23 protein-coding genes are annotated in these 26,305 nt (G+C 74.0%); 15 read left to right on the forward strand and 8 right to left on the reverse strand.

Annotated features, from left to right (window positions below; all coding sequences use genetic code 11):
* Together KLI87_RS09405 and KLI87_RS09410 are read left to right on the forward strand one after the other, a co-directional pair.
* Positions 1-834, forward strand: an 834-nt coding sequence (locus KLI87_RS09405) for an alpha-glucosidase C-terminal domain-containing protein (protein ID WP_214616682.1), incomplete at its 5' end; no start/stop codon positions are given.
* 2 nt (positions 835-836) lie between these two features.
* A complete protein-coding gene (locus KLI87_RS09410) occupies positions 837-2,258 on the forward strand; it encodes a phosphotransferase (protein ID WP_214616683.1) in 1,422 nt (473 codons plus the stop codon).
* Between the two features lie 16 nt (positions 2,259-2,274).
* Here the strand turns inward: KLI87_RS09410 and KLI87_RS09415 are convergent, their stop codons facing one another.
* Positions 2,275-3,033, reverse strand: coding sequence for a GntR family transcriptional regulator (locus KLI87_RS09415; RefSeq protein ID WP_214616684.1), 759 nt, complete (start codon positions 3,031-3,033; stop codon positions 2,275-2,277).
* Positions 3,034-3,211: 178 nt separating this feature from the next.
* On the opposite strand from KLI87_RS09415, the gene KLI87_RS09420 reads away from it, so the two are divergent.
* The 3 genes from KLI87_RS09420 (at position 3,212) to KLI87_RS09430 (ending at position 6,519) form a co-directional block, all read left to right on the forward strand.
* A complete protein-coding gene (locus KLI87_RS09420; protein WP_156222041.1) occupies positions 3,212-3,421 on the forward strand; it encodes a hypothetical protein in 210 nt (69 codons plus the stop codon).
* A 475-nt stretch (positions 3,422-3,896) separates the two neighbouring features.
* On the forward strand, positions 3,897-6,143 hold the full coding sequence (glgB, locus tag KLI87_RS09425) for a 1,4-alpha-glucan branching protein GlgB (protein ID WP_214616685.1): 2,247 nt from the start codon (positions 3,897-3,899) through the stop codon (positions 6,141-6,143).
* Positions 6,144-6,153: 10 nt separating this feature from the next.
* The gene (locus KLI87_RS09430; RefSeq protein ID WP_156222037.1) at positions 6,154-6,519 is read left to right on the forward strand and encodes an ACT domain-containing protein; all 366 of its coding nucleotides are present in this window, start codon (positions 6,154-6,156) and stop codon (positions 6,517-6,519) included.
* On the opposite strand, the gene KLI87_RS09435 is transcribed toward KLI87_RS09430, so the two are convergent.
* Entirely contained in the window at positions 6,516-7,400 is an 885-nt protein-coding gene (locus tag KLI87_RS09435; RefSeq protein WP_214616686.1) for an NUDIX domain-containing protein, read from the reverse strand. The two genes, KLI87_RS09430 and KLI87_RS09435, sit on opposite strands and share 4 nt — an antisense overlap.
* 66 nt (positions 7,401-7,466) lie before the next feature.
* Between KLI87_RS09435 and sppA the strand changes: the two genes are divergently transcribed.
* Positions 7,467-9,170 carry a signal peptide peptidase SppA gene (sppA, locus tag KLI87_RS09440; protein ID WP_156222033.1) on the forward strand — a complete coding sequence of 568 codons (1,704 nt, stop codon included), beginning with the start codon at positions 7,467-7,469 and terminating at the stop codon, positions 9,168-9,170.
* 53 nt (positions 9,171-9,223) lie between these two features.
* Entirely contained in the window at positions 9,224-9,655 is a 432-nt protein-coding gene (locus KLI87_RS09445; protein ID WP_308165920.1) for a flavin reductase family protein, read from the forward strand.
* On the opposite strand, the gene hutI is transcribed toward KLI87_RS09445, so the two are convergent.
* From hutI to hutH, 5 genes are read right to left on the reverse strand one after another with little or no spacing between them, the layout of a single operon-like run.
* Positions 9,643-10,845, reverse strand: a complete 1,203-nt coding sequence (hutI, locus tag KLI87_RS09450) for an imidazolonepropionase (protein WP_156222031.1) — start codon at positions 10,843-10,845, stop codon at positions 9,643-9,645. The two genes, KLI87_RS09445 and hutI, sit on opposite strands and share 13 nt — an antisense overlap.
* A 35-nt stretch (positions 10,846-10,880) precedes the next feature.
* Positions 10,881-12,224 carry a formimidoylglutamate deiminase gene (locus tag KLI87_RS09455; RefSeq protein WP_214616687.1) on the reverse strand — a complete coding sequence of 448 codons (1,344 nt, stop codon included), beginning with the start codon at positions 12,222-12,224 and terminating at the stop codon, positions 10,881-10,883.
* Position 12,225: 1 nt separating this feature from the next.
* The gene (locus KLI87_RS09460) at positions 12,226-13,434 is read right to left on the reverse strand and encodes an allantoate amidohydrolase (protein ID WP_308165921.1); all 1,209 of its coding nucleotides are present in this window, start codon (positions 13,432-13,434) and stop codon (positions 12,226-12,228) included.
* Positions 13,435-13,447: 13 nt separating this feature from the next.
* Entirely contained in the window at positions 13,448-15,100 is a 1,653-nt protein-coding gene (hutU, locus tag KLI87_RS09465; protein ID WP_156222027.1) for a urocanate hydratase, read from the reverse strand.
* Positions 15,101-15,113: 13 nt separating this feature from the next.
* Positions 15,114-16,658 carry a histidine ammonia-lyase gene (gene hutH, locus KLI87_RS09470; protein ID WP_156222025.1) on the reverse strand — a complete coding sequence of 515 codons (1,545 nt, stop codon included), beginning with the start codon at positions 16,656-16,658 and terminating at the stop codon, positions 15,114-15,116.
* 182 nt (positions 16,659-16,840) lie between these two features.
* Here hutH and KLI87_RS09475 point away from each other — a divergent pair, with 182 nt between their 5' ends.
* The 8 genes from KLI87_RS09475 (at position 16,841) to KLI87_RS09510 (ending at position 25,311) form a co-directional block, all read left to right on the forward strand.
* Entirely contained in the window at positions 16,841-17,605 is a 765-nt protein-coding gene (locus KLI87_RS09475; protein WP_156222023.1) for an IclR family transcriptional regulator, read from the forward strand.
* 431 nt (positions 17,606-18,036) lie between these two features.
* Entirely contained in the window at positions 18,037-19,065 is a 1,029-nt protein-coding gene (locus KLI87_RS09480) for a TauD/TfdA family dioxygenase (protein WP_214616688.1), read from the forward strand.
* Between the two features lie 10 nt (positions 19,066-19,075).
* Positions 19,076-20,866: a non-ribosomal peptide synthetase gene (locus KLI87_RS09485; protein ID WP_214616689.1), complete on the forward strand. Its 1,791-nt coding sequence runs from the start codon at positions 19,076-19,078 to the stop codon at positions 20,864-20,866.
* 2 nt (positions 20,867-20,868) lie between these two features.
* The gene (locus KLI87_RS09490) at positions 20,869-21,423 is read left to right on the forward strand and encodes a GNAT family N-acetyltransferase (protein WP_156222017.1); all 555 of its coding nucleotides are present in this window, start codon (positions 20,869-20,871) and stop codon (positions 21,421-21,423) included.
* Positions 21,416-22,222 carry an alpha/beta fold hydrolase gene (locus tag KLI87_RS09495; protein WP_156222015.1) on the forward strand — a complete coding sequence of 269 codons (807 nt, stop codon included), beginning with the start codon at positions 21,416-21,418 and terminating at the stop codon, positions 22,220-22,222. Before KLI87_RS09490 ends, KLI87_RS09495 begins: the two co-directional genes overlap by 8 nt.
* Before the next feature lie 78 nt (positions 22,223-22,300).
* A complete protein-coding gene (locus tag KLI87_RS09500) occupies positions 22,301-22,963 on the forward strand; it encodes a LysE family translocator (RefSeq protein ID WP_214616690.1) in 663 nt (220 codons plus the stop codon).
* A gap of 13 nt (positions 22,964-22,976) precedes the next feature.
* The gene (gene sbnA, locus KLI87_RS09505) at positions 22,977-23,924 is read left to right on the forward strand and encodes a 2,3-diaminopropionate biosynthesis protein SbnA (protein ID WP_214616691.1); all 948 of its coding nucleotides are present in this window, start codon (positions 22,977-22,979) and stop codon (positions 23,922-23,924) included.
* 25 nt (positions 23,925-23,949) lie between these two features.
* Complete coding sequence (locus KLI87_RS09510; RefSeq protein WP_214616692.1) at positions 23,950-25,311, forward strand: cation:proton antiporter; 1,362 nt, start codon at positions 23,950-23,952, stop codon at positions 25,309-25,311.
* 69 nt (positions 25,312-25,380) lie between these two features.
* Here KLI87_RS09510 and KLI87_RS09515 read toward each other — a convergent pair whose 3' ends face one another.
* Entirely contained in the window at positions 25,381-26,304 is a 924-nt protein-coding gene (locus KLI87_RS09515; RefSeq protein WP_214616693.1) for an ABC transporter substrate-binding protein, read from the reverse strand.
* Position 26,305: the final 1 nt, after the last annotated feature.

Consider the following 26,305-nt stretch of genomic DNA (forward strand, 5'->3'; position numbering starts at 1 on the left):
ACCATCCCCACCAACTGCCAATGGGGCATCTTCCTCCGCAACCACGACGAACTCACCCTGGAGATGGTCACCGACGACGAACGCGACTACATGTACACCGAATACGCCAAAGACCCCCGCATGAAAGCCAACATCGGCATCCGCCGACGCCTGGCCCCCCTCCTGGACAACGACCGCAACCAACTCGAACTGTTCACCGCCCTCCTGCTCTCCCTCCCCGGCTCCCCCGTCCTGTACTACGGCGACGAGATCGGCATGGGCGACAACATCTGGCTCGGCGACCGCGACGCCGTCCGCACCCCCATGCAATGGACCCCCGACCGCAACGCCGGCTTCTCCCGCGCCGACCCCGCCCGCCTCTACCTCCCCGTCATCATGGACCCCATCTACGGCTACCAGGCCGTCAACGTCGAAGCCCAGGCCGACAACCCCGGATCCCTCCTGCACTGGACCCGCACCATGATCGAAATCCGCCAACGCCACCCCGTCTTCGGCGTCGGCACCTACAACGAACTCTCCGCCTCCAACCCCTCCGTCCTCGCCTTCACCCGCGAGATCGACGGCGGGGACAGCAACCAGTGGGGCGGCGCCGACACCGTCCTCTGCGTGAACAACCTCTCGCGTTTTCCGCAGCCGGTGGAACTGGATCTCCGACGCTTCCGGAACTCCACTCCGATCGAATGCATGGGCGGGGTGCAGTTCCCCGCGATCGGTGAGCTCCCGTATCTGCTGACCCTTCCGGGCCACGGCTTCTACTGGTTCGTCCTGCCCCCGCCGCCAGGCGACGCGGACGGCCCGGAATTCCCCTACTCCCCGAACGGAAAGGCGGTGTAGCCGTGCAGCCGCCCGGCCACTCCGTGGTACGGCTCCTGGAGGGATGGCTGCCCCGGCAGCGCTGGTTCGGTGGCAAGCACATCCCCATCGACGGCATCACGATCGGCACGGCCACCGAACTCCACCCCGGCGACCCGGCCCTGCACCACCTCGTGCTCGACGTCCGCCAGCAGACCTCCACCGACCACTACCAACTCCTCCTCGGCACCCGCCGGAACCTGCCCGACCGGCTGCGGCCCCACGCGATCGGACGGCTGCCCGGTCTCGGCCACCTCTACGACGCCGCGCACGACCCGGAGCTGACCCGTCCGCTGCTGGAGCACCTCGCCGGGCAGACCACGATCGGCCCGCTGCGGTTCCGCGCCGCGCCCGGCGTCGAGATCCAGGCGGACCTGGACGGCGTCCCGGTGTCGGCCGAGCAGAGCAACACCTCCCTCATCTACGGCGGTACCTACATCTGCAAGCTGTTCCGCCGCCTGTCCCCCGGCGTGAACCCCGACCTGGAGGTCAACCTCGCGCTGACGCGCGCGGGCTGCGTCCACGTCCCGGCGGTGCGCGGCTGGATCGAGCTGGAGCCCGACCACGGCGTGAACGCGGACGGCGAGCCGGCCACGCTCGCGCTGCTGTCGGAGTTCATGCCCACCGCGACCGACGGCTGGAGCCTCGCGCTCACCAGCGTCCGCGACTGGTACGCCCAGCCCGCCGGCGCGTCCGAGCCGGTGCCCGGCGCCGCCGGGGGCGACTTCGCCGGGGAGGCGGAGCGGCTCGGCGCCGCCACCGCGCAGGTGCACCGCGACCTGGCGGCGGCGTTCGGCGTGACGCCCGCGCCCGCCGGGCAGATGCGGGCGCTCGTCCAGGGGATGGCGGAGCAGCTCGACCAGGTCGGCGCCGCCGTCCCCGCGCTGCGCCCGCACGCCCCGGCGATCCGCGCGGCGTTCGAGCGGGCCGGTGCCGCCGCGACCGGTGCGGCGGACGCGCCGCCGCTGCCCCTCCAGCGCGTCCACGGCGACTACCACCTCGGCCAGGTGCTGCGCACCGGGGCGGGCTGGGTGGTGCTGGACTTCGAGGGCGAACCGGCCCGTCCCCCGGCCGAGCGGCGCGCCCTCGCCCACCCCCTCCGCGACGTCGCCGGGATGCTGCGCTCCTTCGACTACGCGGCGCGGTTCCTGCTCGCGGGCGAGGACGCGGGGCCTCCCGAGGCGGCGGACGCGCTGGAGCGGCGCGCTCAGGCGTGGGCGGAGCGCAACCGGGACGCGTTCTGCGCCGGCTACGTCGGGAACGGCGGCGCCGACCCCGCGGCCCACGCCGCGCTGCTGCGGGCGTTCGAGCTGGACAAGGCCGTCTACGAGGTCCGCTACGAGGCGCGCAACCGGCCGTCGTGGGTGAGCGTGCCGCTCCGGTCGCTGGCCTACCTCGCGGGCTGACCCGCCCCGGGTCCGGTCACAGGTCGATGGAGTAGTCGAGGACGACGCGGTCGGCGGGCAGCACGATGTCGCGGCACACCTCCATGACCGAGGCGCGCGACAGCATCCGCCGGGTGATCGCCAGGACCGGGACGCCGCCGGTCAGCCGCAGCGTCTCGGCCTCCTCCGGCGTCGGCATCCGGGACCGCACCGACTCCTCCACCCGCGTCGGCGGATGCCCCAGATACGCCAGCTGCGCCAGCGTCCCGCCCGGCCACGGCTCCCGCTCCGGATCACTGACCGGCGTGTCCCCCACCAGGTCCCACGGCAGGAAGTTCACCGAGATCTGCTGCGGCTCACCGCGGGCGTGGAACACGAACCGGCGCCGCAGCAGCTCGGTCCCCGGCGGCAGCTCGAACAGCGCGCCCAACTCCTCGTCCGCGCGCACCCGCGTGAACTCCTTGTCGAGCCGGTACTCCTCCCACGAGATCCGCTGATCCCGGGTGAACGTCGTCTCCGGCACCGCCAGCGGCCGGGTGAACGCCCGGTACCGGTCCATGGCCACCCGGCGCGCCGGCGGGACGACCCGCACGACGGTGCCGCCGCCGCGCCGGGTCTCGACGAGCCCCTCCTGGCGCAGCAGCGCGACGGCCTGCCGCACGACGATCTCCGAGACCCCGTGGGACGAGCACAGCTCCGCCATGGTCGGCAGCCGCGTTCCTTGCGGAAGGCTGCCGTCGCGGATGCCCTCGCGCAGCATGTCGGCGATGCGCAGGTAGGCGGGACGGTCCGACACCGGCGTCACCTCCCCTTCGTTCGACGCGGCGTTCGATCCTGACCGGCCTCCCACACTCATCCATACCTTCCTCGCGCTATCTCGGGGGAGACGGTCCGCTTACGGACAGCTTGACACCTCTTTAACCGAGTAAGACTTTTGTATACAGAAGAGCCACCTCGGGGAAAGGACGACCTTGATGGGCGACTTCGAGGATCGGAAGGCGGCCATCGAGAGCGACTTCCCCGGCTGGCAGGTCTGGCGCAGCGACGCCGGGCGCTGGTACGCCACCCGAAGCACCGACCTGACGGACGCCCAACTCCAGGCGGGATACGCGATGACCGTGGCCGCCGACGACGCGGCGGGGCTGCGCGAGCTCCTGCTCGACCAGAAGCGCGGGGAGGGATGAGTCCTCCGCGGACGACCGCGGCGACCGTGGAGGACCGGTCCGGCCCGGCCTGCGAGCGGGAGCGGGCCGGGCCGGGACGAACCGGCACGGAAGGTACCTATGGCGCTGAGGTGACACCGGAACCGATGACCGGGGCGGTGGGGTCGATGTCACCGCCGGGCCCGACAGACGTGGCCGCACGGACGGCACATTCGGCGCGACCCCAAAACAATGAGTGGTGGCGCCCGTGCGGCCGCAATATTCTCCGCTGAGATTCTCATCCGCCCGCAAGGGTTGCGCCCGCCGCCCCGGCCGGGCCGCTCCCGTCCCCGGCCGTGACCGGGGATGTTCCGTCCGTCATGCGGTGCCGGTGCTCCGCGCCCGCCGGCCGGACCGCAATCTCCTGGAAACAGGTCGCCGCGCCGCGTGAGAGAGGCCGATCTACGGGCACCCCCTACTGAGGACATCAGCATCAGTGACGGGAGGCCATGACGCCATGGCACGGGTGACGCGCGCGGAGATCGAGCGGCTCGTCGGAGGCGACCACCATGATCCGCACGGCGTCCTCGGGGCGCATCCCGGGCGCGACGGGGTCACCGTCCGGGCGCTGCGGCCGCTCGCCGAGCGCGTCGAGGCCGTGCTGCCGAACGGCGACCGGCATCCGCTCCGGCACGTCCACGAGGGCGTCTTCGCCGGGACGCTGCCGGAGAGCGCCTCGCTCGCGGGCGACGACCCCGGCCGCGCGCCGCTCGCGGTCCCCGACTACCGGCTCGCGGTCACCTACCGGGACGGCGCCGAGACCCTCCAGGACGACCCGTACCGGCACGCGCCCACGCTCGGCGAACTCGACCTGCACCTGATCGGCGAGGGACGGCACGAGGAGCTGTGGCGGGCGCTCGGCGCGCGGGTGCGCGGCTACGCCTCCGCGTTCGGGCCGGTCGAGGGCACCGGGTTCGCGGTGTGGGCGCCGACCGCGCGCGGTGTCCGCGTCGTCGGCGACTTCAACCACTGGGACGGCCGCGCGCACCCGATGCGCTCGCTCGGCGCCACCGGCGTCTGGGAGCTGTTCGTGCCCGGCGTCGGCGACGGTGACCGCTACAAGTTCGAGATCCTCGGCGCGGACGGCGTCTGGCGCGCCAAGGCCGACCCGATGGCGCGCTCCACCGAGCAGCCCCCGGCGACCGCGTCCCGCGTGTTCACCTCGTCCTACGAGTGGCGCGACGCGGAGTGGATGGACGCCCGCAAGGAGCGCGACTGGCTGCACGAGCCGATGAGCGTGTACGAGGTGCACCTGGGCTCGTGGCGGCCCGGCCTCGGCTACCGCGACCTCGCCGTGGAGCTGACCGCCTACGTGCGGGACATGGGCTTCACGCACGTGGAGCTGCTGCCCGTCGCGGAGCACCCCTACGGGCCGTCCTGGGGCTACCAGGTGACGTCCTACTACGCGCCGACCTCGCGGTTCGGCTCACCGGACGACTTCCGCCACCTGGTCGACGAGCTGCACCGCGCCGGCATCGGCGTCATCGTCGACTGGGTGCCCGCGCACTTCCCCAAGGACGAGTGGGCCCTGGCGCGCTTCGACGGCACCGCCCTGTACGAGCACGACGACCCGAAGCGGGGCGAACACCCCGACTGGGGCACGCTCGTGTTCAACTACGGCCGCGCCGAGGTCCGCAACTTCCTGGTGGCCAACGCCTCGTACTGGCTGGAGGAGTTCCACGTCGACGGCCTGCGCGTGGACGCCGTCGCCTCCATGCTCTACCTCGACTACTCGCGCGAGGACGGCCAGTGGACGCCGAACGTCTACGGCGGCCGCGAGAACCTGGAGGCCATCTCGTTCCTCCAGGAGATGAACGCGACGGTCTACAAGCGCGACCCGGGCGTGATGACGATCGCCGAGGAGTCGACGGCGTGGCCGGGCGTGACCCGCCCCACCCACCTGGGCGGGCTCGGGTTCGGGTTCAAGTGGAACATGGGCTGGATGCACGACACCCTCGAATACCTGCGGCGCGAGCCGGTGTTCCGCTCCTACCACCACAACGAGATCACGTTCTCGCTGGTGTACGCGTTCTCGGAGAACTACGTCCTGCCGCTGTCGCACGACGAGGTCGTCCACGGCAAGGGGTCGCTGCTGGGCAAGGCGCCGGGCGACACCTGGCAGCGGTTCGCCGGGCTGCGCGCCCTCCTCGCCTACATGTGGTCGCACCCCGGCAAGCAGTTGCTGTTCATGGGCCAGGAGTTCGGCCAGGGCTCGGAGTGGGCCGAGGAGCGCCCGCTGGACTGGTGGCTGCTCGACAACGCCGCCGAGGGCGCCCACCACCTCGGGCTGCAGCGGTTCGTCCGCGCGCTGAACAGCGTCTACCGGGCCGAGCCCGCGCTGTGGACGAGCGACAGCGACCACGAGGGCTTCCGCTGGATCGACGGCAACGACGCGGACGGCAACACCTTGTCCTTCCTGCGGTACGGGACGTCCGGGAGCGACGGGCCGCCGGTGCTCGCCTGCGTCGTCAACTTCGCGGGCAGCCCGCACGAGGGCTACCGGCTGGGCCTGCCCCGCGAGGGCGGCTGGCGCGAGGTCCTCAACACCGACGCCTACGAGTACGGCGGCAGCGGCGTCGGCAACCTCGGCCGCGTCGAGGCGGAGGCGGTGCCCTGGCACGGGCTGCCCGCCTCGGCCGTCCTGCGCGTCCCGCCGCTCGGCGCGGTCTGGCTCGCCCCGGAGGACGGCCCGACCGGCCGCTAGGGTGATCCGCATGACCCTCGCGCAGCGCCTCCATGCCGTCCCGTCCCAGTTCCTGGTGGAGCACCTGCCGAACGCGACGCTGCCCGAGGACGACGAGTGGATCGCGCTGGTGCGCGCCCCCGAGGGCCTCACCGTGATCCGGGACGCCTCGCCGTACGCGGAGGCGGAGCGCTGGGTCGGCTTCTACAGCGGCGCCGACCCGCACGGCGTCGACGTCCCGGGCATGCTGGCGGCGCTCGTCGGGCCGCTGGCCGAGGCGGGCGTCCCGGTCTTCGTCGCCTCCACCTTCCACGCCGACCTGGTGCTGGTGCCCGAGCACCGCCGGAAGGACGCCGTCGAGGCCCTCACCGCGGCCGGGCACCGCGTCGACCCCTAGCGCAGGCGGTCGAGGAGCCAGCGGGGGCCGACGACGGAGGCGCCCGCGGCCTCGCAGCGGGCGCGCAGCCCGCGGTCGGCGGTCACGACCAGATGCACGGTGTCCGGACGCGGGTCCGCGAGCAGCCCCACGATGTGGTCGTCGCCGCTGCCCGGCGCCGCCACCACCCGCACGCCGCCGGGCCCGGCCGGCTCGCCCGCGACCCCGCGCGCCGCGCCCTCGACCACCAGCACGACCTCCGGGAACGTCCGGTCGAACGGGACGCCCGGCACGCCCTCCACGCCCCGCTCCAGCACCGCCAGGTCGTCGCGGAGGCGGGCGTTGGCGCCCGCGCGGTCCTTCCACCAGCCGTCCGCGCGGGCGCCGACGACGTTCGCCGCGTCCACGATCAGGACGAGGCCCTTCATCGCGTCCCGCAGCCACGACCAGGAGCGCTCGAACGGGGCGAACAGCTCGCGGTCCCCGACCTCCTCGGCGCGCACCCACTCCGCGCCCTGCGTCTCCCGCGACGCGGGACGCACCTCCACCCGCTCCGGCACGGCGGCGATCACCGAGGTGAACGCCCACCCGCCGTGGTCCTCGACGCTGGTGCCCCGCACGACCACGTCGTCGGGCGAGAGCGTGCTCTCCTCGGACGTCTCGCGGAGCGCGCCGCCCACGGGGTCCTCGTGGCTGTGCAGGGCTCCGCCGAACATGCCCCACGTCCCGCCGCCGAGACCCCACAGGGCGCGGTGCTGCAACAGCACCCAGACCTGCCCGCCGGGGTCGCGGTGGTAGGCGAGCAGCCCGGAGGCGCCGAACCTGCCCCAGTGCGTATGCCCCTGCCCGCATTCCGCCCAGCCGTCCCCGTCGCCGCCGCCGACTTCCCTAGGGCCTCCCATACGGCGACGATAGCGGGGGCGCCGACCCGGACCGGGCCGCCGCCCCCCAGCGCATAGGCTGGTGCCATGGTGGATCCCGGTACGGTCGTCAACGTCATCAAGCAGGCCCGGGACCGGCGGACGGCCCCGCTGATCCTGGAGCTGGACCTCACCGAGGGGGTCGTGGAGCACGCGCCCGCGGACCCGATCTCGGCGATCATGTCCATGCGCCGCACCGGCCTGCGCGACGTCCTGGACGGGCTGCGCCGCGCCCGCTCCGACACCCGGGTGCGCGCGCTCGTCGTGAAGGTGACCGGCGGGGTCGGGCTGGCGCTCGCGCAGGAGCTGCGGGAGGCCGTCCAGGCGTTCCGCGAGGCGGGCAAGCTGACCGTGGCGTGGGCGGAGACGTTCGGCGAGAGCGGGCGCGGCACCGTCCCGTACTACCTGGCGACCGGGTTCGAGAAGGTGTACCTCCAGCCCACCGGCGAGGTCGGGCTGACCGGCGTCGCGCTGGAGGAGCCGTTCTTCGCGGGCGCGCTGGACAAGCTCGGCGTCCAGCCCCGGTTCGCCAAGCGGCACGAGTACAAGACGATGGCCAACACCTTCGTGGAGCGCGCCTACACGCCCGAGCACGAGGAGTCCTCCAGGCGGCTCGTCGCCTCGATCGGCGAGCAGATCACCGCGGGCGTCGCCGCCGCGCGGAACCTGCCCGAGGAGCGCGTCCGCGAGCTGACCGACCGGGGCCCGCTGCTGGCCGACGAGGCGCTGGAGGAGGGCCTGGTCGACCGGCTCGGCTACCGCGACGAGGTCTACGCCGACCTGCGCGAGGAGTTCGGCGAGTCGGCGCAGCTCCGCTACGTGGCGCGCTACGGCCGCTCGCACGGCCTCGCCCGCCGCATCCCGCAGCCGGGCAAGCAGGACGTCGTCGCGCTCATCAACGGGCACGGCCCGATCCGGCTCGGCCGCAGCGGGCGCGGCGGGCCGCTGCCGAACTCCGGCCCCGCGATGGGCTCGGACACGGTCGGCGCCGCGTTCCGCGCCGCCGCCAAGGACGACCGGGTCAAGGCGATCGTGTTCCGCGTCAACAGCCCCGGCGGCTCCGCCGTCGCCTCCGACGCGATCTGGCGCGAGGTGACGCTGGCCCGCCGCGCGGGCAAGCCGGTGGTCGTCTCGATGGGCGACGTCGCCGCGTCCGGCGGGTACTACGTCGCGATGGGCGCCGACGCGATCGTCGCGCAGCCCGGCACGATCACCGGCTCGATCGGCGTGGTCGTCGGCAAGGCGGTCGTGAACGACCTGCTCGGCCGGGTCGGCGTCGGGCTCGGCTCGGTCGCCGTCGGCGAGCACGCCCGGATCTTCAGCGCGACCAAGGACTTCAGCGAATCGGAGTGGGAGCGGATCAACGCCTCGCTCGACCGGATCTACGACGACTTCACCCGGAAGGTCGCCGAGGGGCGCGACCTGTCCCGCGAGCGCGTGCACGAGCTGGCGCGGGGCCGCGTCTGGACCGGCGCCGACGCCCGCGACCACGGCCTGGTGGACGAGCTCGGCGGCCTCGACCTCGCGCTCGGACTGGCCCGCAAGCGGGCGGGGCTGCCCGCCGACGCGCCCGTCCGCTCCTACCCGCACACCTCGCCGCTGGAGCGGCTCCGCCCTCCCGAGTCCAGCGAGGACCGCACCGCCGCGTCGGCGCGGCTGGACGGCTGGGGGTCGCTGGGCGGCCTCGCGGCGCGGCTCGGGCTGCCCTCGGCCGGCCCGCTGACGCTGCCGGGGTCCTGGGAGATCCGCTGAGCGGCGAGGCCGGCGCGGACTTCGTCGAGGCCGTCGCGGGGTTCGCGACGGGCGTGGTCGTGCTGACCGTCCGGGACGGCCGCGACGACCTCGGCACGACCGTCACCTCGTTCATGTCGGTGTCGCTGGAGCCGCCGATGGTGGTGGCGGGCGTCGCGTCCGCGTCCTACCTCGCCGAGGTGCTGCGCCGCCGCGACCGCTGGGCGGCGACCGTGCTGGCGGCGGGGCAGCGCGCGCTGGCGGGGCGGTTCGCCGCCGAGGGCCGCCCGAGCGCGCGGCTGCTGCTGGCCGCCGCCCCGCACCATCGCGGCCCGCGTTCGGACGCGCTGATCCCGGGCGGCGGCCTCGCCGCGCTCGAATGCGAGACCCGCCGGAGCGTCGAGGCGGGCGACCACACGCTGTTCGTCGCCGAGGTCCTCGCGGCCGACTACGTCGCGCGCGGCGAGCGTCCCCTGATCAGGGTCAACCGCCGCTACGCGACCTGAACACCCGCCACCTGGACACCGGCCTTCCAGACCGCGGCGACCTGCGGGACGCCGGGCCGGTAGGCGAGGTGGATGTGGGACGCGGCGTCCAGCGCGAGCACGTCGGCGCGCGCCCCGACCGCCAGGTGGCCGACGTCGGTGCGGCGCAGCGCGCGGGCGCCGCCCGCCGTCGCCGACCACACCGCCTCGGCCGGGGTCATGCCCATGTCGCGGACCGCCACCGCGATGCAGAACGCCATGCTGGAGCTGTAGCAGGAGCCCGGGTTGCAGTCGCAGGCGAGCGCGACGGTGGCGCCCGCGTCCAGGAGGCGGCGGGCGTCGGGGTAGGGCTGGCGGGTGGAGAACTCGACCCCGGGCAGCAGCGTCGCGACCGTCCGGGACGAGGCGAGCGCGTCCACGTCGGCGTCGCTGAGGAACGTGCAGTGGTCGGCGGACGCGGCGTCCAGCTCCACCGCGAGCCGCACCCCCGGCCCCTCGGTGAGCTGGTTGGCGTGCACGCGCGGCGCGAGCCCGGCCGCGATCCCGGCCTCCAGCACCTCGCGGGCCTGGTCGGCGTCGAACGCGCCCCGCTCGCAGAACACGTCGATCCAGCGGGCGTGCGGGGCGCAGGCGGCGAGCATGTCGGTCGCGACGTGGCGCGCGTAGCCGGAGGCGTCGCCGTCGTACTCGACGGGGACGACGTGGGCGCCGAGGAAGGTGACCTCGTCGGCCTGCTCGGCGGCGAGGCGCAGCGCGCGCTCCTCCTGCTCGACCGTGAGCCCGTACCCGGACTTGCACTCCACCGTCGTCGTGCCCTGCCGCGCCATCTCCCCCAGCAGGCGGCGCAGGTTCGCGCGCAGGTCGTCGTCGGAGGCCCCCCGCGTGCGCTCCACCGTGGTGCGGATGCCGCCGCCGGTGTACTTCTGGCCGCTCATGCGCGCGGCGAACTCCTCGGCCCGCTCCCCGGCGAACACCAGGTGCGCGTGCGAGTCGACGAAACCGGGCAGGACGGCGCGTCCGGCGGCGTCGAACGCCGCGTCGGCGGCGGGGGCCTCGGACGCGGGACCGGTCCACGCGACCACGCCGTCCTCGATCACCAGCGCGGCGCCGCGGCGGACGCCCAGCGGCCCCTCGCCCGCGCCGGGCTCGTTGGTGACCAGTTCCCCGATGTTGGTGATCACCGTGCTGGTACCGGTGGTGGAGGTGCTCATCCGCGAAAGCATGTCACGCGCCGATCCGTCGTCCTTCACCCGGTCACCGCCGCGATCGACTCGGCGAGCGCGGCGGGCACGTCGTCGACCAGCAGGTGCCGGCCGTCCTCCACGACCTGGCGGCCGGAGACCACCACGTGCCGGACGTCGGCGGCGGTCGCGGCGAACACGGCCGCCTCGGCGGCGTGCGCGGGCCCGGCGCCCGCCGTCCGGACCGAGCCGAGGTCCACGGTGACGAGGTCGGCGTAGGCGCCGGGCTCCAGCCGTCCCGCCTCGGGCCAGCCGAGCGCGGAGTGCCCGGCGGACGTGGCGGTGGTGATCAGCTCCCCCGCCGTCCAGTGGCCCCGGGCGCGGGTGCGCAGCCGCTCGTCCAGCTCGACGGCGCGTGCCTCCTCGAACAGGTCGATCACCGCGTGCTGGTCGGAGCCGAGGCAGATCGGGGACCCGGCGCCCGCGAGCGCGCGGGCCGGGCCGATGCCGTCGGCGAGGTCGCGCTCGGTGGTCGGGCACATGCACACGCCGGTCATCGTGGCGCCGAGCAGGCCGATGTCGTCCTCGGTGAGGTGGGTGGCGTGGACGGCGGTGGTCAGCGCGCCGAGCGCGCCCGCCTCGGCGAGGAGCCGGGTGGGCGTCATGCCGTAGGCGTCCAGGCACGCGCTGTTCTCGGCGGGCTGCTCGGACAGGTGGACGTGCAGCGGCGCCCGGCGCTCGGCGGCCCACGCCGCGACGGCGCGGAGCTGCTCGCGCGGCACCGCGCGGACCGAGTGGATCGCGGCGCCGACCCGGGCGTGCCGGCGGCCCTCCTTGCCGACCTGGTCGTGCAGGCTGCCGACCCGGCGCGCCCAGTTGCCCGCCGTGCCGTCGCCGAACCGCAGCTGCGGGCCCGTGAGCGGCTCCCCGATGCCGCCCGCCAGGTAGCAGGTGTCCAGCAGCGTGATGCGGACGCCCGCGTCGGCGGCGGCGGCGATCAGCGCCTCGCCCATCGCGTTGGGGTCGCCGTAGGGGGCGCCGCCCGGCCGGTGGTGCAGGTAGTGGAACTCGCCGACGCAGCTGATCCCCGCGAGCGCCATCTCGGCGAACGCGGCGGTGGCGAGCGCGCGGTAGGACTCGGGGGTCAGCCGGTCGGCGATCCGGTACATCTGGTCGCGCCACGTCCAGAACGTCCCCCGGTCCGCCTGGACGCGGGAGCGCAGCGCGCGGTGGAAGGCGTGGGAGTGGGCGTTCGCCAGGCCGGGCAGCGTGAGCCCCGGCAGGCGGCGGGCGCCCTCCGGCGGCGGGACGTCGCGGGTGACGCCGGTGATCCGCTCCCCGTCGGTCTCGATGAGCACGTCGGAGGCGACGCCGTCACCGAGCCAGGCGAGCTGCGCATGCCATCGCATATCAGGACCCATACCCGCCCGCCAGGTCGGCCAGTACGGTCGCGAGCGCCTCGACGCCCGCCAGGCAGTCGCCGGTCTCGGCGGACTCGGCCGGGGCGTGCGAGATCCCGGTCGGGTTCCGCACGAACAGCATCGCCGCCGGGATCCGCGCCGACAGGACGCCCGCGTCGTGCCCGGCCCCCGTCGGCAGGACGGGCACGCCGCCGAGCGCCTTGCCGAGCCGGTCGCGCAGCGCGTGGTCGAAGTCGACGACCGCGCTGTAGGACTCCTCGGCGAGGTCCACGCCCACCCGGTGCGCGACGGCGGCGGCGCGGGCGGCCGCGTCGATCTCGGCGACCGTCCGGCGGACGTCGGCGTCGGAGGGGCCGCGCGCGTCCAGCCACGCGGTGACCGCCGAGGCGATCGCGTTCACCCCGCCGGGCTCGACCCTGACCTTGCCGACCGTCGCGACCGTGCCGTTGCGCTGGGCGGCCTCGCGCGCGGCGAGGACCATGCCCGCGAACGGCAGCATCGGGTCGCGGCGGTCGGTGAGCAGCGTCGTCCCCGCGTGGTTGCCCTCGCCCGCGAAGTCGAACCGCCACCGCCCGTGCGGGACGATCGCGCTCGCCACCCCGACGGGCTCGTGGAGCGCGCGTCCCTGCTCGACGTGCAGCTCGACGTAGCAGCCGATGCGGGCGAGCAGGCCCTCGTCCGGGCCGATCGCCTGCGGGTCGAGCCCCGCCGCGTGCATGACCTCGGCGAACGTGCGCCCCTCCGCGTCGGTGAGGCCGCGCGCCCGCTCCGGGTCGATCGCCCCGGCCAGCAGCCGCGAGCCGAGGCAGGCCACCCCGAACCGGGCGCCCTCCTCCTCCACGAACACGCCGATCCCGATCGGCCGCGCGGGCGTGACGCCCCGCCGGCGCAGCAGGTCGACGGCCGCGAACGCCGACACGACGCCGAGCGGCCCGTCGAACGCGCCGCCGCCGGGCACCGAGTCGAGGTGGCTCCCGGTCAGCACGGCCTCGCGGCCCTCCGTGCCGTCCGGGCGCCACCAGGCGATCATGTTGCCGTTGGGGTCGTGCTCGACGGCGAGGGCGCGGCGGCGCGCCTCGTCCAGGAACCAGGCACGGCACTCCAGCTCGGGCGGCGTCCACGCGAACCGGTGGTAGCCGCCGGTCGCCGCGTCCCGCCCCACGGGCAGCAGGTCCGCCCACATCGACTCGAAGCTCACTGGCGCGCGTCCCCTATCGGTCCAGCATCGGGATGCGGACGCCACGCTCGGCGGCGACCTCGGCGGCGCGGTCGTAGCCCGCGTCGACGTGCCGCATGACGCCGGTGCCCGGGTCGTTGGTCAGGACGCGGCGGAGCTTCTCCCCCGCGAGCTCCGTCCCGTCGGCGACGCAGACCTGCCCGGCGTGGATCGAGCGCCCGATGCCGACGCCGCCGCCGTGGTGGATCGACACCCACGTCGCGCCGGAGGCGGTGTTGAGCATGGCGTTCAGCAGCGGCCAGTCGGCGATCGCGTCCGAGCCGTCGAGCATGCCCTCGGTCTCGCGGTAGGGGCTCGCGACCGAACCGCAGTCGAGGTGGTCGCGGCCGAGGACGAGCGGCGCGCTGATCTCACCGCGCGCCACGAGGTCGTTGAACAGCTCCCCGGCCCGGTCGCGCTCGCCGTAGCCGAGCCAGCAGATCCGGGACGGCAGCCCCTGGAAGTGGACGCGCTCGCCCGCCATCCTGATCCAGCGGTTCAGCGGCTCGTTGTCGGGGAACAGGTCGAGGATCGCCTGGTCGGTGCGGGCGATGTCCTTCGGGTCGCCCGACAGCGCCGCCCACCGGAACGGGCCCTTGCCCTCGGCGAACAGCGGACGGATGTAGGCGGGCACGAACCCCGGGAAGTCGAACGCCCGCTCGTACCCGTGGAGCTGCGCCTCGCCGCGGATCGAGTTGCCGTAGTCGAACACCTCGGCGCCCGCGTCCTGGAAGCCGACCATCGCCTCCACGTGCGCGGCCATCGACGCGCGCGCCCGGTCGGTGAACGCGGCGGGGTCCTTCTCGCGCTCGGCGGCCATGTCGTCGAACTCGACGCCGGTCGGCAGGTACATCAGCGGGTCGTGCGCGCTGGTCTGGTCGGTGACGATGTCGATCGGCGCGCCGCGCCGCAGCAGTTCGGGGACGATGTCGGCGGCGTTCCCGAGCAGCCCGATCGACAGCGGCCGCCGCGCCGCCTTGGCCTCCTCCGCCAGGCGGAGCGCCTCGTCCAGCGAGTCGGCCCGCACGTCGCAGTACCGGTGCTCGACGCGCCGGTCGATCCGGGACGGGTCGCACTCGACGCAGATCGCGACGCCGCCGTTCATCGTGACCGCGAGGGGCTGCGCGCCGCCCATCCCGCCGAGCCCGGCGGTCAGCGTGATCGTCCCGGCGAGCGAGCCGCCGAACCGCTTCTCGGCGACGGCCGCGAACGTCTCGTAGGTGCCCTGGAGGATGCCCTGCGTCCCGATGTAGATCCACGAGCCGGCGGTCATCTGCCCGAACATCGTCAGGCCGAGCGACTCCAGGCGGCGGAACTCCTCCCAGGTCGCCCACTGCGGAACCAGGTTGGAGTTGGCGATCAGGACGCGCGGCGCCCACTCGTGCGTCCGGAAGATCCCGACCGGCTTGCCCGACTGGACGAGCAGGGTCTCGTCCCCCTCAAGGTCGGTCAGGGAGCGGATGATGCCGTCGTAGGACTCCCAGTTCCGGGCGGCCTTCCCCGACCCGCCGTAGACGACCAGCTCCTCGGGGTGCTCGGCCACCTCCGGGTCGAGGTTGTTCTGGATCATGCGGAGCGCGGCCTCCTGCGGCCAGCCCTTCGCGGCGGTCAGCGACGTGCCGCGCGGCGCGCGGACGGTACGGGACATGTGCGGTGCTCCTTCAGGAGAGGGGGCCGGTGACGGCCTCGGCGGCGGCGACGAGCGAGCCGTCCCGGACGAGCCGGGTGGCGGCGGCGATCTCGGGCGCGAGGTAGCGGTCGGGGCCGGGCGGCGGGACGGCCTCGCGCAGCCGGGCCACGACCGCGCCGGTGGCGGGGCCGGGACGCAGCGGGCTGCGCAGGTCGAGGGCCCGCGCGGCGGTGAGGATCTCGATCGCGACGACCTGGGTGAGGCCGTCCACGGCCTTGCGCAGCTTGCGCGCCGCGCTCCAGCCCATCGAGACGTGGTCCTCCTGCATCGCCGAGCTCGGGATCGAGTCGGCGCTCGACGGCACGGCGAGCCGCTTGAGGTCCGAGACGATCGCGGCCTGGGTGTACTGGGCGATCATGTGGCCGGAGTCCACGCCCGGGTCGTCGGCGAGGAAGGCGGGCAGCCCGTCGGAGCGGGCCCGGTCGAGCATCCGGTCGGTGCGGCGCTCGGACATCGAGGCGACGTCGGCGGCGGGCACGGCGAGGAAGTCCAGCACGTACGCGACGGGCGCGCCGTGGAAGTTGCCGTTGGACTCGACCCGCCCGTCCGGCAGGACGACGGGGTTGTCGACGGCGGAGACCAGCTCCCGCCCGGCGACCATCTCGGCGTGGGCGAGGGTGTCGCGCGCGGCGCCGTTCACCTGGGGGGCGCAGCGCAGGGAGTAGGCGTCCTGGACGCGGGTGCAGTCGGGCCCCCGGTGCGACTCCATGATCTCCGACTCGGCCAGCAGCGCCCGCAGGTTCGCGGCGGACGTGGCCTGCCCCGGGTGCGGCCGCAGCTCCTGCAGGTCGGCGGCGAACACGCGGTCGGTGCCGAGCAGCGCCTCCACGCTCATCGCCGCCGCCACGTCGGCGGCGGTCAGCAGCCGGTGCAGGTCGCGGATGGCGAGGACGAGCATGCCGAGCATGCCGTCCGTCCCGTTCAGCAGGGCGAGGCCCTCCTTGGCGCCGAGCGTCACCGGCTCGATCCCGGCCTCGGCGAGCGCCTCGGCGGCCGGGCGCAGCTCGCCCCCGGCGTCGCGCACCGAGCCCTCGCCGATCAGCGCCAGCGCCACGTGCGCGAGCGGGGCGAGGTCGCCGGAGCAGCCGAGGCTGCCGTGCTCGAACACCTGCGGGGTGATGCCCGCGTTGAGCAGCGCGGCGAGCGTCCGCGCGGTCACCGGCTGGACGCCCGTCCGGCCGGTGGCGAGCGTCCGCAGCCGCAGCAGCATCAGTGCCCGCACGACCTCCCGCTCGACCTCGGGCCCCGACCCGGCCGCGTGCGACCGGACGATGTTGAGCTGGAGCCGCGCCCGCAGTTCGGGGGCGATGTGCCGGGTGGCGAGCGCCCCGAAGCCGGTCGAGACGCCGTAGACGGGCGTGGGCCTGGCCGACAGCTCCTCGATGTGCTCCCGGGCCGCCGCGACGAGCGCGAGCGACTCCTCGGTCAGCGCGACCCGCGCGCCGTCCCGGGCCACGGCCTCGACCTGCGCGAAGCTCAGCGGCTCCGGCCCGACCCGGACATCAACGTCCCCCATAGCGAATCCCTACCCGGCGGGCCCGCGCCCGCCTAATGCCGTGCCCGGCGGGCTCGCGCCCGCCGATCCAAACCGGGCGGGCAGACGCCCGCCGATCCCATGTCCACCATTGGAACGCCCCGACCGCCGCCACAGGCAGACCCGGACCGCCCCATCTGTCTCACATACGAGACTATGGGACGATGAGCCAGGTCCCCGCCGCCCGACGGGCCCTCGCCGTGCTGCGCCTGCTCGCGGGCGCGCCCGGCCCGCTGCCCGCCTCCGCGATCGCCCGCGCCCTCGAACTGCCGCGCTCCAGCGCCTACCACCTGCTGACCGCGATGGCCGAGGACGGCTTCGTCTCCTACCTGCCCGAGGAGCGCCGCTGGGGCCTCGGCGTCGGCGCGTTCGAGGTCGGCTCCGCCTACCTGCGCCACGAGCCCCTCGAACGCCTCGCCCGCCCCCTGCTGCGCCGCCTGGTGGACCGGCTCGGCGAGATCGCGCAGCTCGGCGTCCTGCACGGGGCCGAGACCCTCTACCTGCTCAAGGAGCAGCCGCCCCGGCACGCGACGCTGGTCACCGACGTCGGCGTCCGGATGCCCGCCCAGCTCACCGCGAGCGGCCTCTCGCTGCTCGCCCACCTCCCCCCGGCGCAGGTCAGGGCCCTGTTCCCGCACCCCTTCATCGACCGGACGGGACGCGGCCCGGCCACCCTGCGCGAGCTGCGCCAGGTCCTGGCGCGCGACGCCCAGCGCGGCTGGTCGGCCGAAGACGGCCACATCACCGAGGGCTTCGCCAGCATCGCCGCCTGCTCCTTCGACCACACCGGCCACCCCACCGCCGCGATCACGGTCACCTTCCGCCGGGAGGGGCACCCGCCGGAGACCTGGCCCGCGCTCGCGGGCGTCGTCCGGGCGACCGCGACGTCCCTCACCACGCGCCTTACCGGCCGTCCGCCCGGCCGCTGACCGCCCGGCCACCTTCCCGCGCCCGCTTTATTGGTCCGGCGATAACGGGGCATAAGCAGCGGGGAAAATCACCGCCCGCCCCGCCGCCGGTAAATCACACGAGCCCCACCGGCACCAATTCGAAGGTTTTCTATCCCCTTTCGGATAGCGCGCCGACCGTTGACACGCCTCCGGGGCGGTCTTACGCTCGATCCGTTCCCCTGATCTGCTTGAGAACGGCTGGCGATACGCGGGTCTTTTCGCCTTTAGGCGCCGAGACCGTACGCGATAGCTCCTTTTGCTCGCATCGTTCACAGCACTGCCCGCCACTCCGCCCGCCGGCGGAGAACCCGCGATTCCCGCGTCCCTTACGCATTTCCATGGCCGGTGCCCGGTAGGCCGACGGGTGCTCCGGCTGGACCGCTCCCGCGCCCACAACGGAAGGGAAAGCAATGACGACCGAACTGCCCGACGTCGACGTCGCCCGGGTCTTCGAGGACTCGGCGCTGCCCGCCCTGGTCACCCCCCGCGACCCCGGCACCGACCTCGTGGCCTGGGCCGCCGCGAACAACGAGGCGGTGCGCGACCTGGTCCTGAGCGCCGGCGGGGTGCTGTTCCGCGGCTTCGAGGGGACCGCCGACGTCGAGGTCTTCCGCAAGTTCTGCGCGAGCTTCCCGCACCCGCTGCTGGACTACACCGAGCAGTCCTCCCCGCGCGACCCGCTGGGCGACCAAGTCTACACCTCCACGACCTACCCCGCCGACCAGTACATCCCGTTCCACAACGCGAACTCCTTCGGGCACGAGTTCCCGCTCAACATCTGGTTCTCCTGCATCCGGACCGCGACCAAGGGCGGCCGCACCCCGATCGCCGACACCCGGCGCGTGCTGGCCGCGCTCAGCGACGACACCAGGGAGCAATTCGAGAGCAAGGGAATCCTGTACGTCCGCAACTACTACGACGGAATGGGGGTGCCCTGGCAGGAGACGTTCGACACCGACTCGCGCGAGGAGGCCGAGAAGTTCATGCGGGACGGGCGCATCGCGTTCCGCTGGCATTCGGAAGGCCCGCTGATCCTGGAGACCCGCCAGGTCAGGCACGCGATCCTGGAGCACCCGAAGACCGGGGACAAGGTGTGGTTCAACCAGGGCCACCTGTTCCACAAGGCGTCGCTCGACGAGCGCATCAGGCCGCTCACCCGCCAGTTCAACGACTGGCAGCTCCCCCGCAACGCCTTCTTCGGCGACGGCACCCCGATCCCGGACGAGACCGTCCAGGAGATCTTCGACGCCTACACCGAGGCCGAGCTCAGCTTCGACTGGCAGGCGGGCGACTACCTGATGCTGGACAACCTCCTGACCTCGCACGCCAGGACCCCCTTCGAGGGGAGCCAGCGGCTGATCTCGGTGGCGTTCTCGGAGATGTTCACCGACTACGAACCGCAGTTCGCCAAGTACGGCGTCGCCTCCCTGACCGCCTAGGCCGCCCCCGATGGCAGCAACCGCCACGGTCGCGGCCCTGGTCGAGGGCCGGTGCGCGGCCCGGCCCTCGGCCGTCGCGGTCGAGTCGCCGGACGGCGCCACCGCCACCTACGCCGACCTGCGCGACCGGATCGCCCGCATCGCCGCCGCGCTCGGGCCGCCGCCCGCCGCGTCCCCGGACGGGCCCTTCCCGCACGGGACGGTCGCGGTCGACCTTCCGAGCGGCCTGGACTTCTGCGCCGCCGTGATCGCGGTCCTCGCGCGCGGCGCCGCGCTGTTCGCCGTCGACCGGACCCAGCCGCGGGCCCGCCTCGCCGCCATGCTGGGCATCGTCGCGCCGGAGATCGTGATCACCGGCGGCCCCGGCGGGACGGCGGCGGACCTGGCGCCCGGCGCGCGGACGGTCGACGTCGCGGCGCTCCCCGACGCCCCGCCGGGGCCCGGTCCGTCCTTCGCAACGCCCGCCCCCGGCGGCGACGCCCCCGCTTACGTGGTCTTCACGTCCGGGAGCACCGGGGTGCCCAAGGCCACGGTCAACACCCACGCGGGCCTGCTGAACCACCTGGTCTTCATGGGGGTCGTCTGCCCCCTGCCGGAGGACGGCCGCGTCCTGCTGAAGTCGGCGCGCTCCTTCGACGCGTGGCTGCTGGAGTTCTTCTGGGCCCTCACCCAGGGGCGCACGCTGGTGCTGGCCGACGAGGAACGCGCCACCGACGCCCAATACCTCGCCGACGCGCTCGCCACGAGGTCGATCCACGGCTTCGTGTGCGTGCCGTCGCTGCTCCGGCGGGTGTTCTCGGTGCTGGAGCGGACGGCGGGGCGCACCGACCTGCGCGTGGTCGTCTCGGCGGGCGAGGCGCTGCGGGCCGACCTCGCCACCACGGTCCTGACGGCCACGAACGCGCGGCTGTTCAACTTCTACGGCCCGGCGGAGGCGGCGATCGACGTCGCCTTCCACGAGGTCACCGGCCCGCCGGTGGACGATCCCGTCCCGGTCGGGCGGCCGATCCCGGGCAACCGGCTGACGGTCCGGGACGCCGCCGGCGCCGACGTCACCGGCTCCGGGCGGACCGGCGAGCTGGTGGTGACCGGCGACCACGTCGGCCTCGGCTACGCCGGCGACGCGGCCGCCACGTCCGCCGCGTTCACCACGGGCCCGGACGGCGTCCGGAGCTACGCCACCGGCGACCTCGCCTTCCTGGGCCCCGACAGGAACTTCTACCTCGGAGGAAGAATGGACACCCAGGTCAAGATCAACGGAGTGCGGATCGAGACGGCCGAGATCGAGGCGTGCCTGCTGCGGCACAAGACCGTCGCGGACTGCACGGTCCAGGTCACCACGTCCGGCGACGTGCCGGTGCTGGTCGCGTTCATCAAGCCCGAAGGCGACGCCGAGCCGCTGAGCGAGTACATCAACTACCTGCGCGAGAAGCTGCCGCCGGTGATGGTGCCGCCCGCGTATGTGTTCCTGAACGAGTTCGAGTACCTGCCGAGCGGCAAGAAGGACACCTCCAAGCTGGTCTTCCCGCGCGGCCTGCCGACCGTCACCGCCGCCGACTTCGAGGAGCCGGCCGAGGGGACCGAGCGCGCGCTCGCGGACATCTGGGAGGCGGTGCTCGGCGTGGCGCCGGTCGGCGCCACCGACGAGTTCGCGCTGATCGGCGGCGACTCGCTGAAGCTCATCGACACGCTCGTGAAGGTGTCGGACTCCCTGTACCCCGACGTCTTCGCCCTCGGCATCACCCGGCTGTCGACGGTGCGCGACCTGGCGCGGAAGATCGAGCAGGCCCAGGGGCGCTAGCGGTGGCCGCCGTCTCCCTGCGCGCCCACGAGGACGTGGACGCGGCGCGCCTGGCCGACCTGCTGCGCGAGGCGGGCCGGGCCGAGCACGACCACCTGCCCGAGGAGCGGGTCGCCGGCTACCTGGCCCGGCTGCGCGGCGGCGAGCTGCGCTGCATCGCGGCCGTCGACGGCGAGGTGGTCGGCGCCGCGGTGCTCTACTCGCGGTTCGGGCCGCTCCATCCGATCCCCGGCGGGTTCCTCCGCCTGGAGGGACTGTACGTGGACGAGGTCGTGGTGACCGGGGCGTGGCGGCGGCACGGCTGGTCGCGGACGCTACTGGCCGGGATCCGGGAGGTCGAGGGGCATGGGCCCGACATCTACATCGACTGCGACGCGGCGAACCTCGCCTCGGTCGCCATGATGGGCTCCGCGGGGTTCGGGCACCTCGCCGACTACGACGACCCGGCCCGCGCCGCGTCGCCGTCCCGGCCCCGGACGACCAGCCTGTTCCGGCACCCCGGCCGCCCGGTGGGCGCGTCCGGGGCCCCGGCGAAGGGGGCGGTGGGCGTTGAGTAGCGCGCACCTGGACGTCCGGGCGGACGCGGCCCCCGGCCTGCCCTGGGTCGTGGTCTGCAACACCGTCGGCGTCCCGCACACCGTGTTCGACCGGCTGGCCGCGACGCTCGCGGGGCGGTTCTCGGTGCTGCGCTGGTCCACCGGCCTCACCGAGCGGGACGCGCCCCACGGGCGGCCCCTCGACCTGACGGTGGACGCCCATGCCGAGGAGGCCGCGCGGCTCCTGCGCAAGCACGGCGTGACGGAGTTCGTGGGGGTGTCGTGGTGTTCGGGGACGGAGATCCTGCATCGCCTGTCACGCGGCGGCGACGCCGCGGTGCGCGGGTTCTGCTGCGTCAACGGGGCGTTCGACCTCGGCCCGGACGGCCCGTCCTCGGGCTGGGAGGGCACCGTGGAGCCGCTGTTCCAGGTGATCCGCTCCCGGCCGGAGTCGGTCGAGGGCGTCTCGGCGCTGCTGCGGACCGCCGCCGACACCGCCGCCGAGGGCGGGGACCCGGCCCTGCGCTTCCCCTACTCCACCCCCGAACGGCTGATCGGATACGCGGGCCAATGCCTGGAGATGAAGCGCTCGCGCACCGCCATGGGATTCGTCCGGTCCCTCGCCCCCGGGCTGTACCTGTCCGGTTCGGCGGACGGCGTGCAGCCGCCCGCCGTCACCGAGGCGGCGGCGCGGCTGTCGGGGTCCCCGTTCGAGCTGGTGGAGGGCGGCGGGCATGCCATGATGGCCGGCAGCCAGGCGGTGTGCGACCGGATCCGCGCGTACTGCGAGACCGTGCCGCCCGGTCCGGGCGCGTCCTGAGTCCCCGGGAGGTGGACAGCGATCGCGGACGGGAACCCCTACCTGGTCTTCGCCGGGCTGGCCCTCACCGTCGTGCTGATGCCCGGCGCCGACACCATCCTCGTCTTCCGCACGAGCCGCGCCTACGGCGTCCGCACGGGCCTGACGACGGCGGTCGGCGTGGTGACCGGGCCCGTCATCTGGGGCGCGCTGTCGGGGATCGGCGTGGCGCTGCTGATCGCCCGCAACCACGCCGTGTACACGCTGCTGGCGCTGGCCGGGGCGGCCTACCTGCTGTACCTGGCGGCGGGCTGCTTCCGGGCGGCGGTGACGGGCTCCACCGCGCTGGCCGACGCGCAGCCGGCGGGCACGGACCCGGCCGGCACGGACCCGGTCGGCACGGACGGCGCGCCGCCGGAACGCGCCGGGGCGGGGCCGTCCAGCCCCTACGTCACCGGCCTGCTGACCAACCTGCTCAACCCGAAGATCGGCGTCTTCTACGTGTCGGTCATGCCGGGGCTGTTCCAGAAGCGGCCCGACCTCTGGGTGGGCGGCTCGCTCGGCCTGATCCAGTCGTCGATGGGTCTGCTGTTCCTCGGCGGCGTCGCGCTGGCGGCCGGCCGGGCCCGCCGCTACCTCGCCAGCCGCAGGGCGAGCCGGGTGGTGGAGGTCCTCGCCGGAGGATGCCTGCTGGTCTTCGCGCTCTACGTCGTCTGGTCGGTCCTGCACTCGACGCCCGCGGTGGACGCCACGGGGCCGTGACACACCCACGGGGGTGACCGTGATTTTCGAAAAGGGCTCCGAACTGATCCTCGACGACGTCTTCCTCACGCTGCCGGACCTGGCGCCGGGACGGGAGGTCCTGCTGAAGATCGAGTGCATGAACCCGGCCGGCTCCATCAAGATGAAGACGGCGCTGGCCCTGATCGAGGACGTGGAGGCCGCGGGCGCCCTCGGCCCCGGAAAGCGGGTCATCGAGTCCTCCTCGGGCAACCTCGGCATCGCGCTCGCCGCGGTCTGCACCGAGCGGGGCTACGACCTCACGATCGTGACCGACCCCAACGCCACCTCCGACGCCGTCGCGATGATGCGGGCGTTCGGCGCGGACGTGCGGACCGTGACCGCCACCGACGCCAACGGCGGCTACCTCGGCTCCCGCCTGGAGTACATCAGGGCGGCGCTGGCCGCCGACCCCGCCCTCGTCTGGCCGAACCAGTACGCCAACCCGGCGAACGCGCGGGCGCACGAGCGGACGACCGCGCCCGCCATCCTCAAGGAGCTGGGGCACCTCGACGCGCTGTTCGTCGGCGTCGGCACCGCGGGCACGCTGCGCGGCTGCCTCGACCACCTCCGGGCGATGAACGCCAGGACGCGGGTCTTCGCGGTCGACACCGTCGGCTCGGTCACCTTCGGCGGCGAGGCGCGGCCCCGGTTCGTCCCGGGGATCGGCTCCAGCCGCCGCCCCGAGCTGTTCGAGGACACCGGGGAATTCGACAAGGTGCTGGTGCACGAGCGGGACGCCGTCCGCGAGTGCCGCCTCATGGCCCGCCGGCACGGCCTGCTCGTCGGGGGCTCCACGGGCTCGGTGCTCGCCGCCGCGCGGCGGCTGTGCGGGGGCCTCGCGGAGGGCGCGCGGTGCGTCGTCATCTCCCCGGACTCGGGCGCGAAGTACCTGAAGAGCGTCTTCTCCGACCCGTGGGTGGCCGAGCGCCACCTCGGCTAGCGACCGTCCGGAACCCGGGGGAACCTTGACACCGCACGCCCAGTCCGCCGCGCCCGCCGTCGTACGGGCCACCGCAGAGGCCACCGCGGAGGGCATCGCGCGGGCCACCGCCGCGCACGCCGCCGAGAGCACCGTCGGAACCGTCCTCATCGACCTCGCGCTGATCCTGCTCGCCGCGTCCGTGTTCGCCGCGCTCGCCGGGCGGGTGCGGCAGCCCGCGGTGATGGGCGAGATCGTCGCGGGCGTCGCGCTCGGGCCGAGCGTCCTCGGGGCCTTCCCCGGCGACCCGGTCGGCGCGCTGTTCCCCGCCTCGGCCCGCCCCCACCTGAACGTCCTCGCCCAGTTGAGCCTCGTCCTGTTCATGTTCGGCGTCGGCTACCGGTTCAGCCCCTCGCACCTGCGGGGCGGCGCCGGGCGGCTGACGGCGGTGTCGCTGAGCTCGGTGGCCCTCCCGTTCGCGCTCGGCGCGGGGCTCGCGGTGCTGCTGCGCCCGTGGTTCGACACCTCCCAGTTACGGGACGGCGGGACGCTCGGGCCCGTGCTGTTCCTCGGCGCCGCCATGTCGATCACCGCCTTCCCCGTCCTCGCGCGGATCATCGACGAGCGGGACATGCGCCGCGACCCGCTCGGGACCATGGCGCTGGCCAGCGCGGCGCTCCAGGACTTCCTCGCGTGGTGCGTGCTCGCCGTGGTCGTCGCGGTGGTCACCTCGGGCGACCCCTGGGACGTCGGCCGGACGGTCGTCGGCGGCCTGGGGTTCGCCGCCGTCCTGGTCGGCGTCGTGCGTCCCCTGCTCTCCTGGCTGCTGGCGCCGGGCCGCCTCGCGGGCGACGGCGCCCGGGTCATCCACGCCGTGCTCGGCATCGGCCTGCTCGTCTCGGCGTGGACCACGCAGGAGATCGGCCTGCACGCGGTCTTCGGCGCGTTCCTGTTCGGCGCGGTGGTGCCCGGGGACCACATCGACGCGCGGGCCCCGGCCGTGCCCGAGCGCATCGAGCAGACGAGCCTGCTGCTGCTCCCGGTGTTCTTCACCGTGACCGGCCTGTCGGTGGACCTCGGCGGCCTCGGCCGGCAGGGGCTCGTGATGGTGCTCGCGGTCGTCGCGGTGGCCTGCGCCGGGAAGATCGGCGGCGGCGCGGGCGCGGCCCGGCTCACCGGCGCGAGCGGCCACGACTCGCTCGTCCTCGGGATCCTGCTCAACACCCGGGGGCTCACCGAGCTGGTGATCTTGAACGTGGGCCTCAGCCTCGGCGTCCTGGACTCGCGGCTGTTCACCGCGATGGTGGTGATGGCCCTGGTCAGCACGCTCATGACCGGCCCGCTGCTGGACCGCCTCCACGAGCGGACCCGAGCCGCCAGCCCCGCGCCCGACCCGCTGCACCAGTAGCACCCGCCCCCGACGGAACGGGCCCCGCTCCGGATGCGGAGCGGGGCCCGTGGACGTCCGGGACGCGGGTCAGGCCAGGCCGGCCTTCTTCAGCCAGTCCTTGGCGACCTTCTCCTGGTCCTCCTTGTCGATGGCGACGCGCTTCATCATGTCCAGGAGGTCCTGGGTGGTGAGCTTGGCCGAGACGGCGTTGAGCGCGGCCCTGGCCTCGGCGTTCACCGCGGACTTGTTCACCAGCGGCGTCACGTTCTGCGCGGTGAAGACGTGCTCGGGGTCCTCCAGGACCACCAGCTTCTTCTGCGGGATCGTGGGGTCGGTGGTGAACAGGTCGGCGGCCTGGATCTTGTCCTCGGTGAGCAGCTTGACCAGCGTGGCCTGGGCGCCCGCGTCGAACGGCTGGAACTTCTTGAACTCCAGGCCGTACTTGGCCTTGAGGCCGACGAGGCCCTGCTGGCGGGTCTTGAACTCCGACGGCCCCGCGATCACGAGCTGCTTCGCCACCGGCTTGAGGTCGGTGATGCTCTTCAGCTTGTACTTCGCGGCGGTCTGCGGGTTGACGGTGACCGAGTCCTTGTCCTCCGCCTTGGCCGAGTCGAGGATCTCCACGCTCGCCGGCAGCTTGGCCTTGAGCGCCGCGTTGACCTCCTCGGTGGTGGTCGCGGTGCTGGACTTGTCGACCGAGGTGGACAGCAGCGCGCCGTTGTACTCGGGCATCACGCTGATGCCGCCCTTGACGACCTGGTCGTAGTAGATCTCGCGGGCGCCGATGTTGAGCTTGCGCTCGACCTTGAGGCCCTTGGCCTCCAGCGCCTGCGCGTAGAGCTCGCCGATGAGGCCGCTCTCGGGGAAGTTGGCGCCGCCGACCGTGATCGTGCCCTTCTTGCCGCCCCCGGCCAGCGGGTTGCCGTCGTCGCCGTCGTCACCACCACCGCAGGCCGACAGCGCGAGTGCGGCCACCAGGCCGACGGCGGCGGCGCGGATCATATTCTTCATT

The organism is Actinomadura sp. NEAU-AAG7, from assembly GCF_018603865.1.
In the GTDB taxonomy this organism is placed as follows: Bacteria; Actinomycetota; Actinomycetes; order Streptosporangiales; family Streptosporangiaceae; genus Spirillospora; species Spirillospora litoris.

Coding starts and splice junctions, on each gene's coding strand:
- sppA (WP_156222033.1), top strand. CDS start 7,467: ATGGTGGATCCCGGTACGGTCGTCAACGTCATCAAGCAGGCCCGGGAC.
- KLI87_RS09515 (WP_214616693.1), bottom strand. CDS start 26,304: ATGAAGAATATGATCCGCGCCGCCGCCGTCGGCCTGGTGGCCGCACTC.
- KLI87_RS09480 (WP_214616688.1), top strand. CDS start 18,037: ATGACGACCGAACTGCCCGACGTCGACGTCGCCCGGGTCTTCGAGGAC.
- hutU (WP_156222027.1), bottom strand. CDS start 15,100: ATGTCCCGTACCGTCCGCGCGCCGCGCGGCACGTCGCTGACCGCCGCG.
- KLI87_RS09435 (WP_214616686.1), bottom strand. CDS start 7,400: ATGGGAGGCCCTAGGGAAGTCGGCGGCGGCGACGGGGACGGCTGGGCG.
- KLI87_RS09420 (WP_156222041.1), top strand. CDS start 3,212: ATGGGCGACTTCGAGGATCGGAAGGCGGCCATCGAGAGCGACTTCCCC.
- KLI87_RS09455 (WP_214616687.1), bottom strand. CDS start 12,224: ATGCGATGGCATGCGCAGCTCGCCTGGCTCGGTGACGGCGTCGCCTCC.
- glgB (WP_214616685.1), top strand. CDS start 3,897: ATGGCACGGGTGACGCGCGCGGAGATCGAGCGGCTCGTCGGAGGCGAC.
- KLI87_RS09475 (WP_156222023.1), top strand. CDS start 16,841: ATGAGCCAGGTCCCCGCCGCCCGACGGGCCCTCGCCGTGCTGCGCCTG.
- KLI87_RS09500 (WP_214616690.1), top strand. CDS start 22,301: ATGCCCGGCGCCGACACCATCCTCGTCTTCCGCACGAGCCGCGCCTAC.
- hutH (WP_156222025.1), bottom strand. CDS start 16,658: ATGGGGGACGTTGATGTCCGGGTCGGGCCGGAGCCGCTGAGCTTCGCG.
- KLI87_RS09485 (WP_214616689.1), top strand. CDS start 19,076: ATGGCAGCAACCGCCACGGTCGCGGCCCTGGTCGAGGGCCGGTGCGCG.
- hutI (WP_156222031.1), bottom strand. CDS start 10,845: ATGAGCACCTCCACCACCGGTACCAGCACGGTGATCACCAACATCGGG.
- KLI87_RS09430 (WP_156222037.1), top strand. CDS start 6,154: ATGACCCTCGCGCAGCGCCTCCATGCCGTCCCGTCCCAGTTCCTGGTG.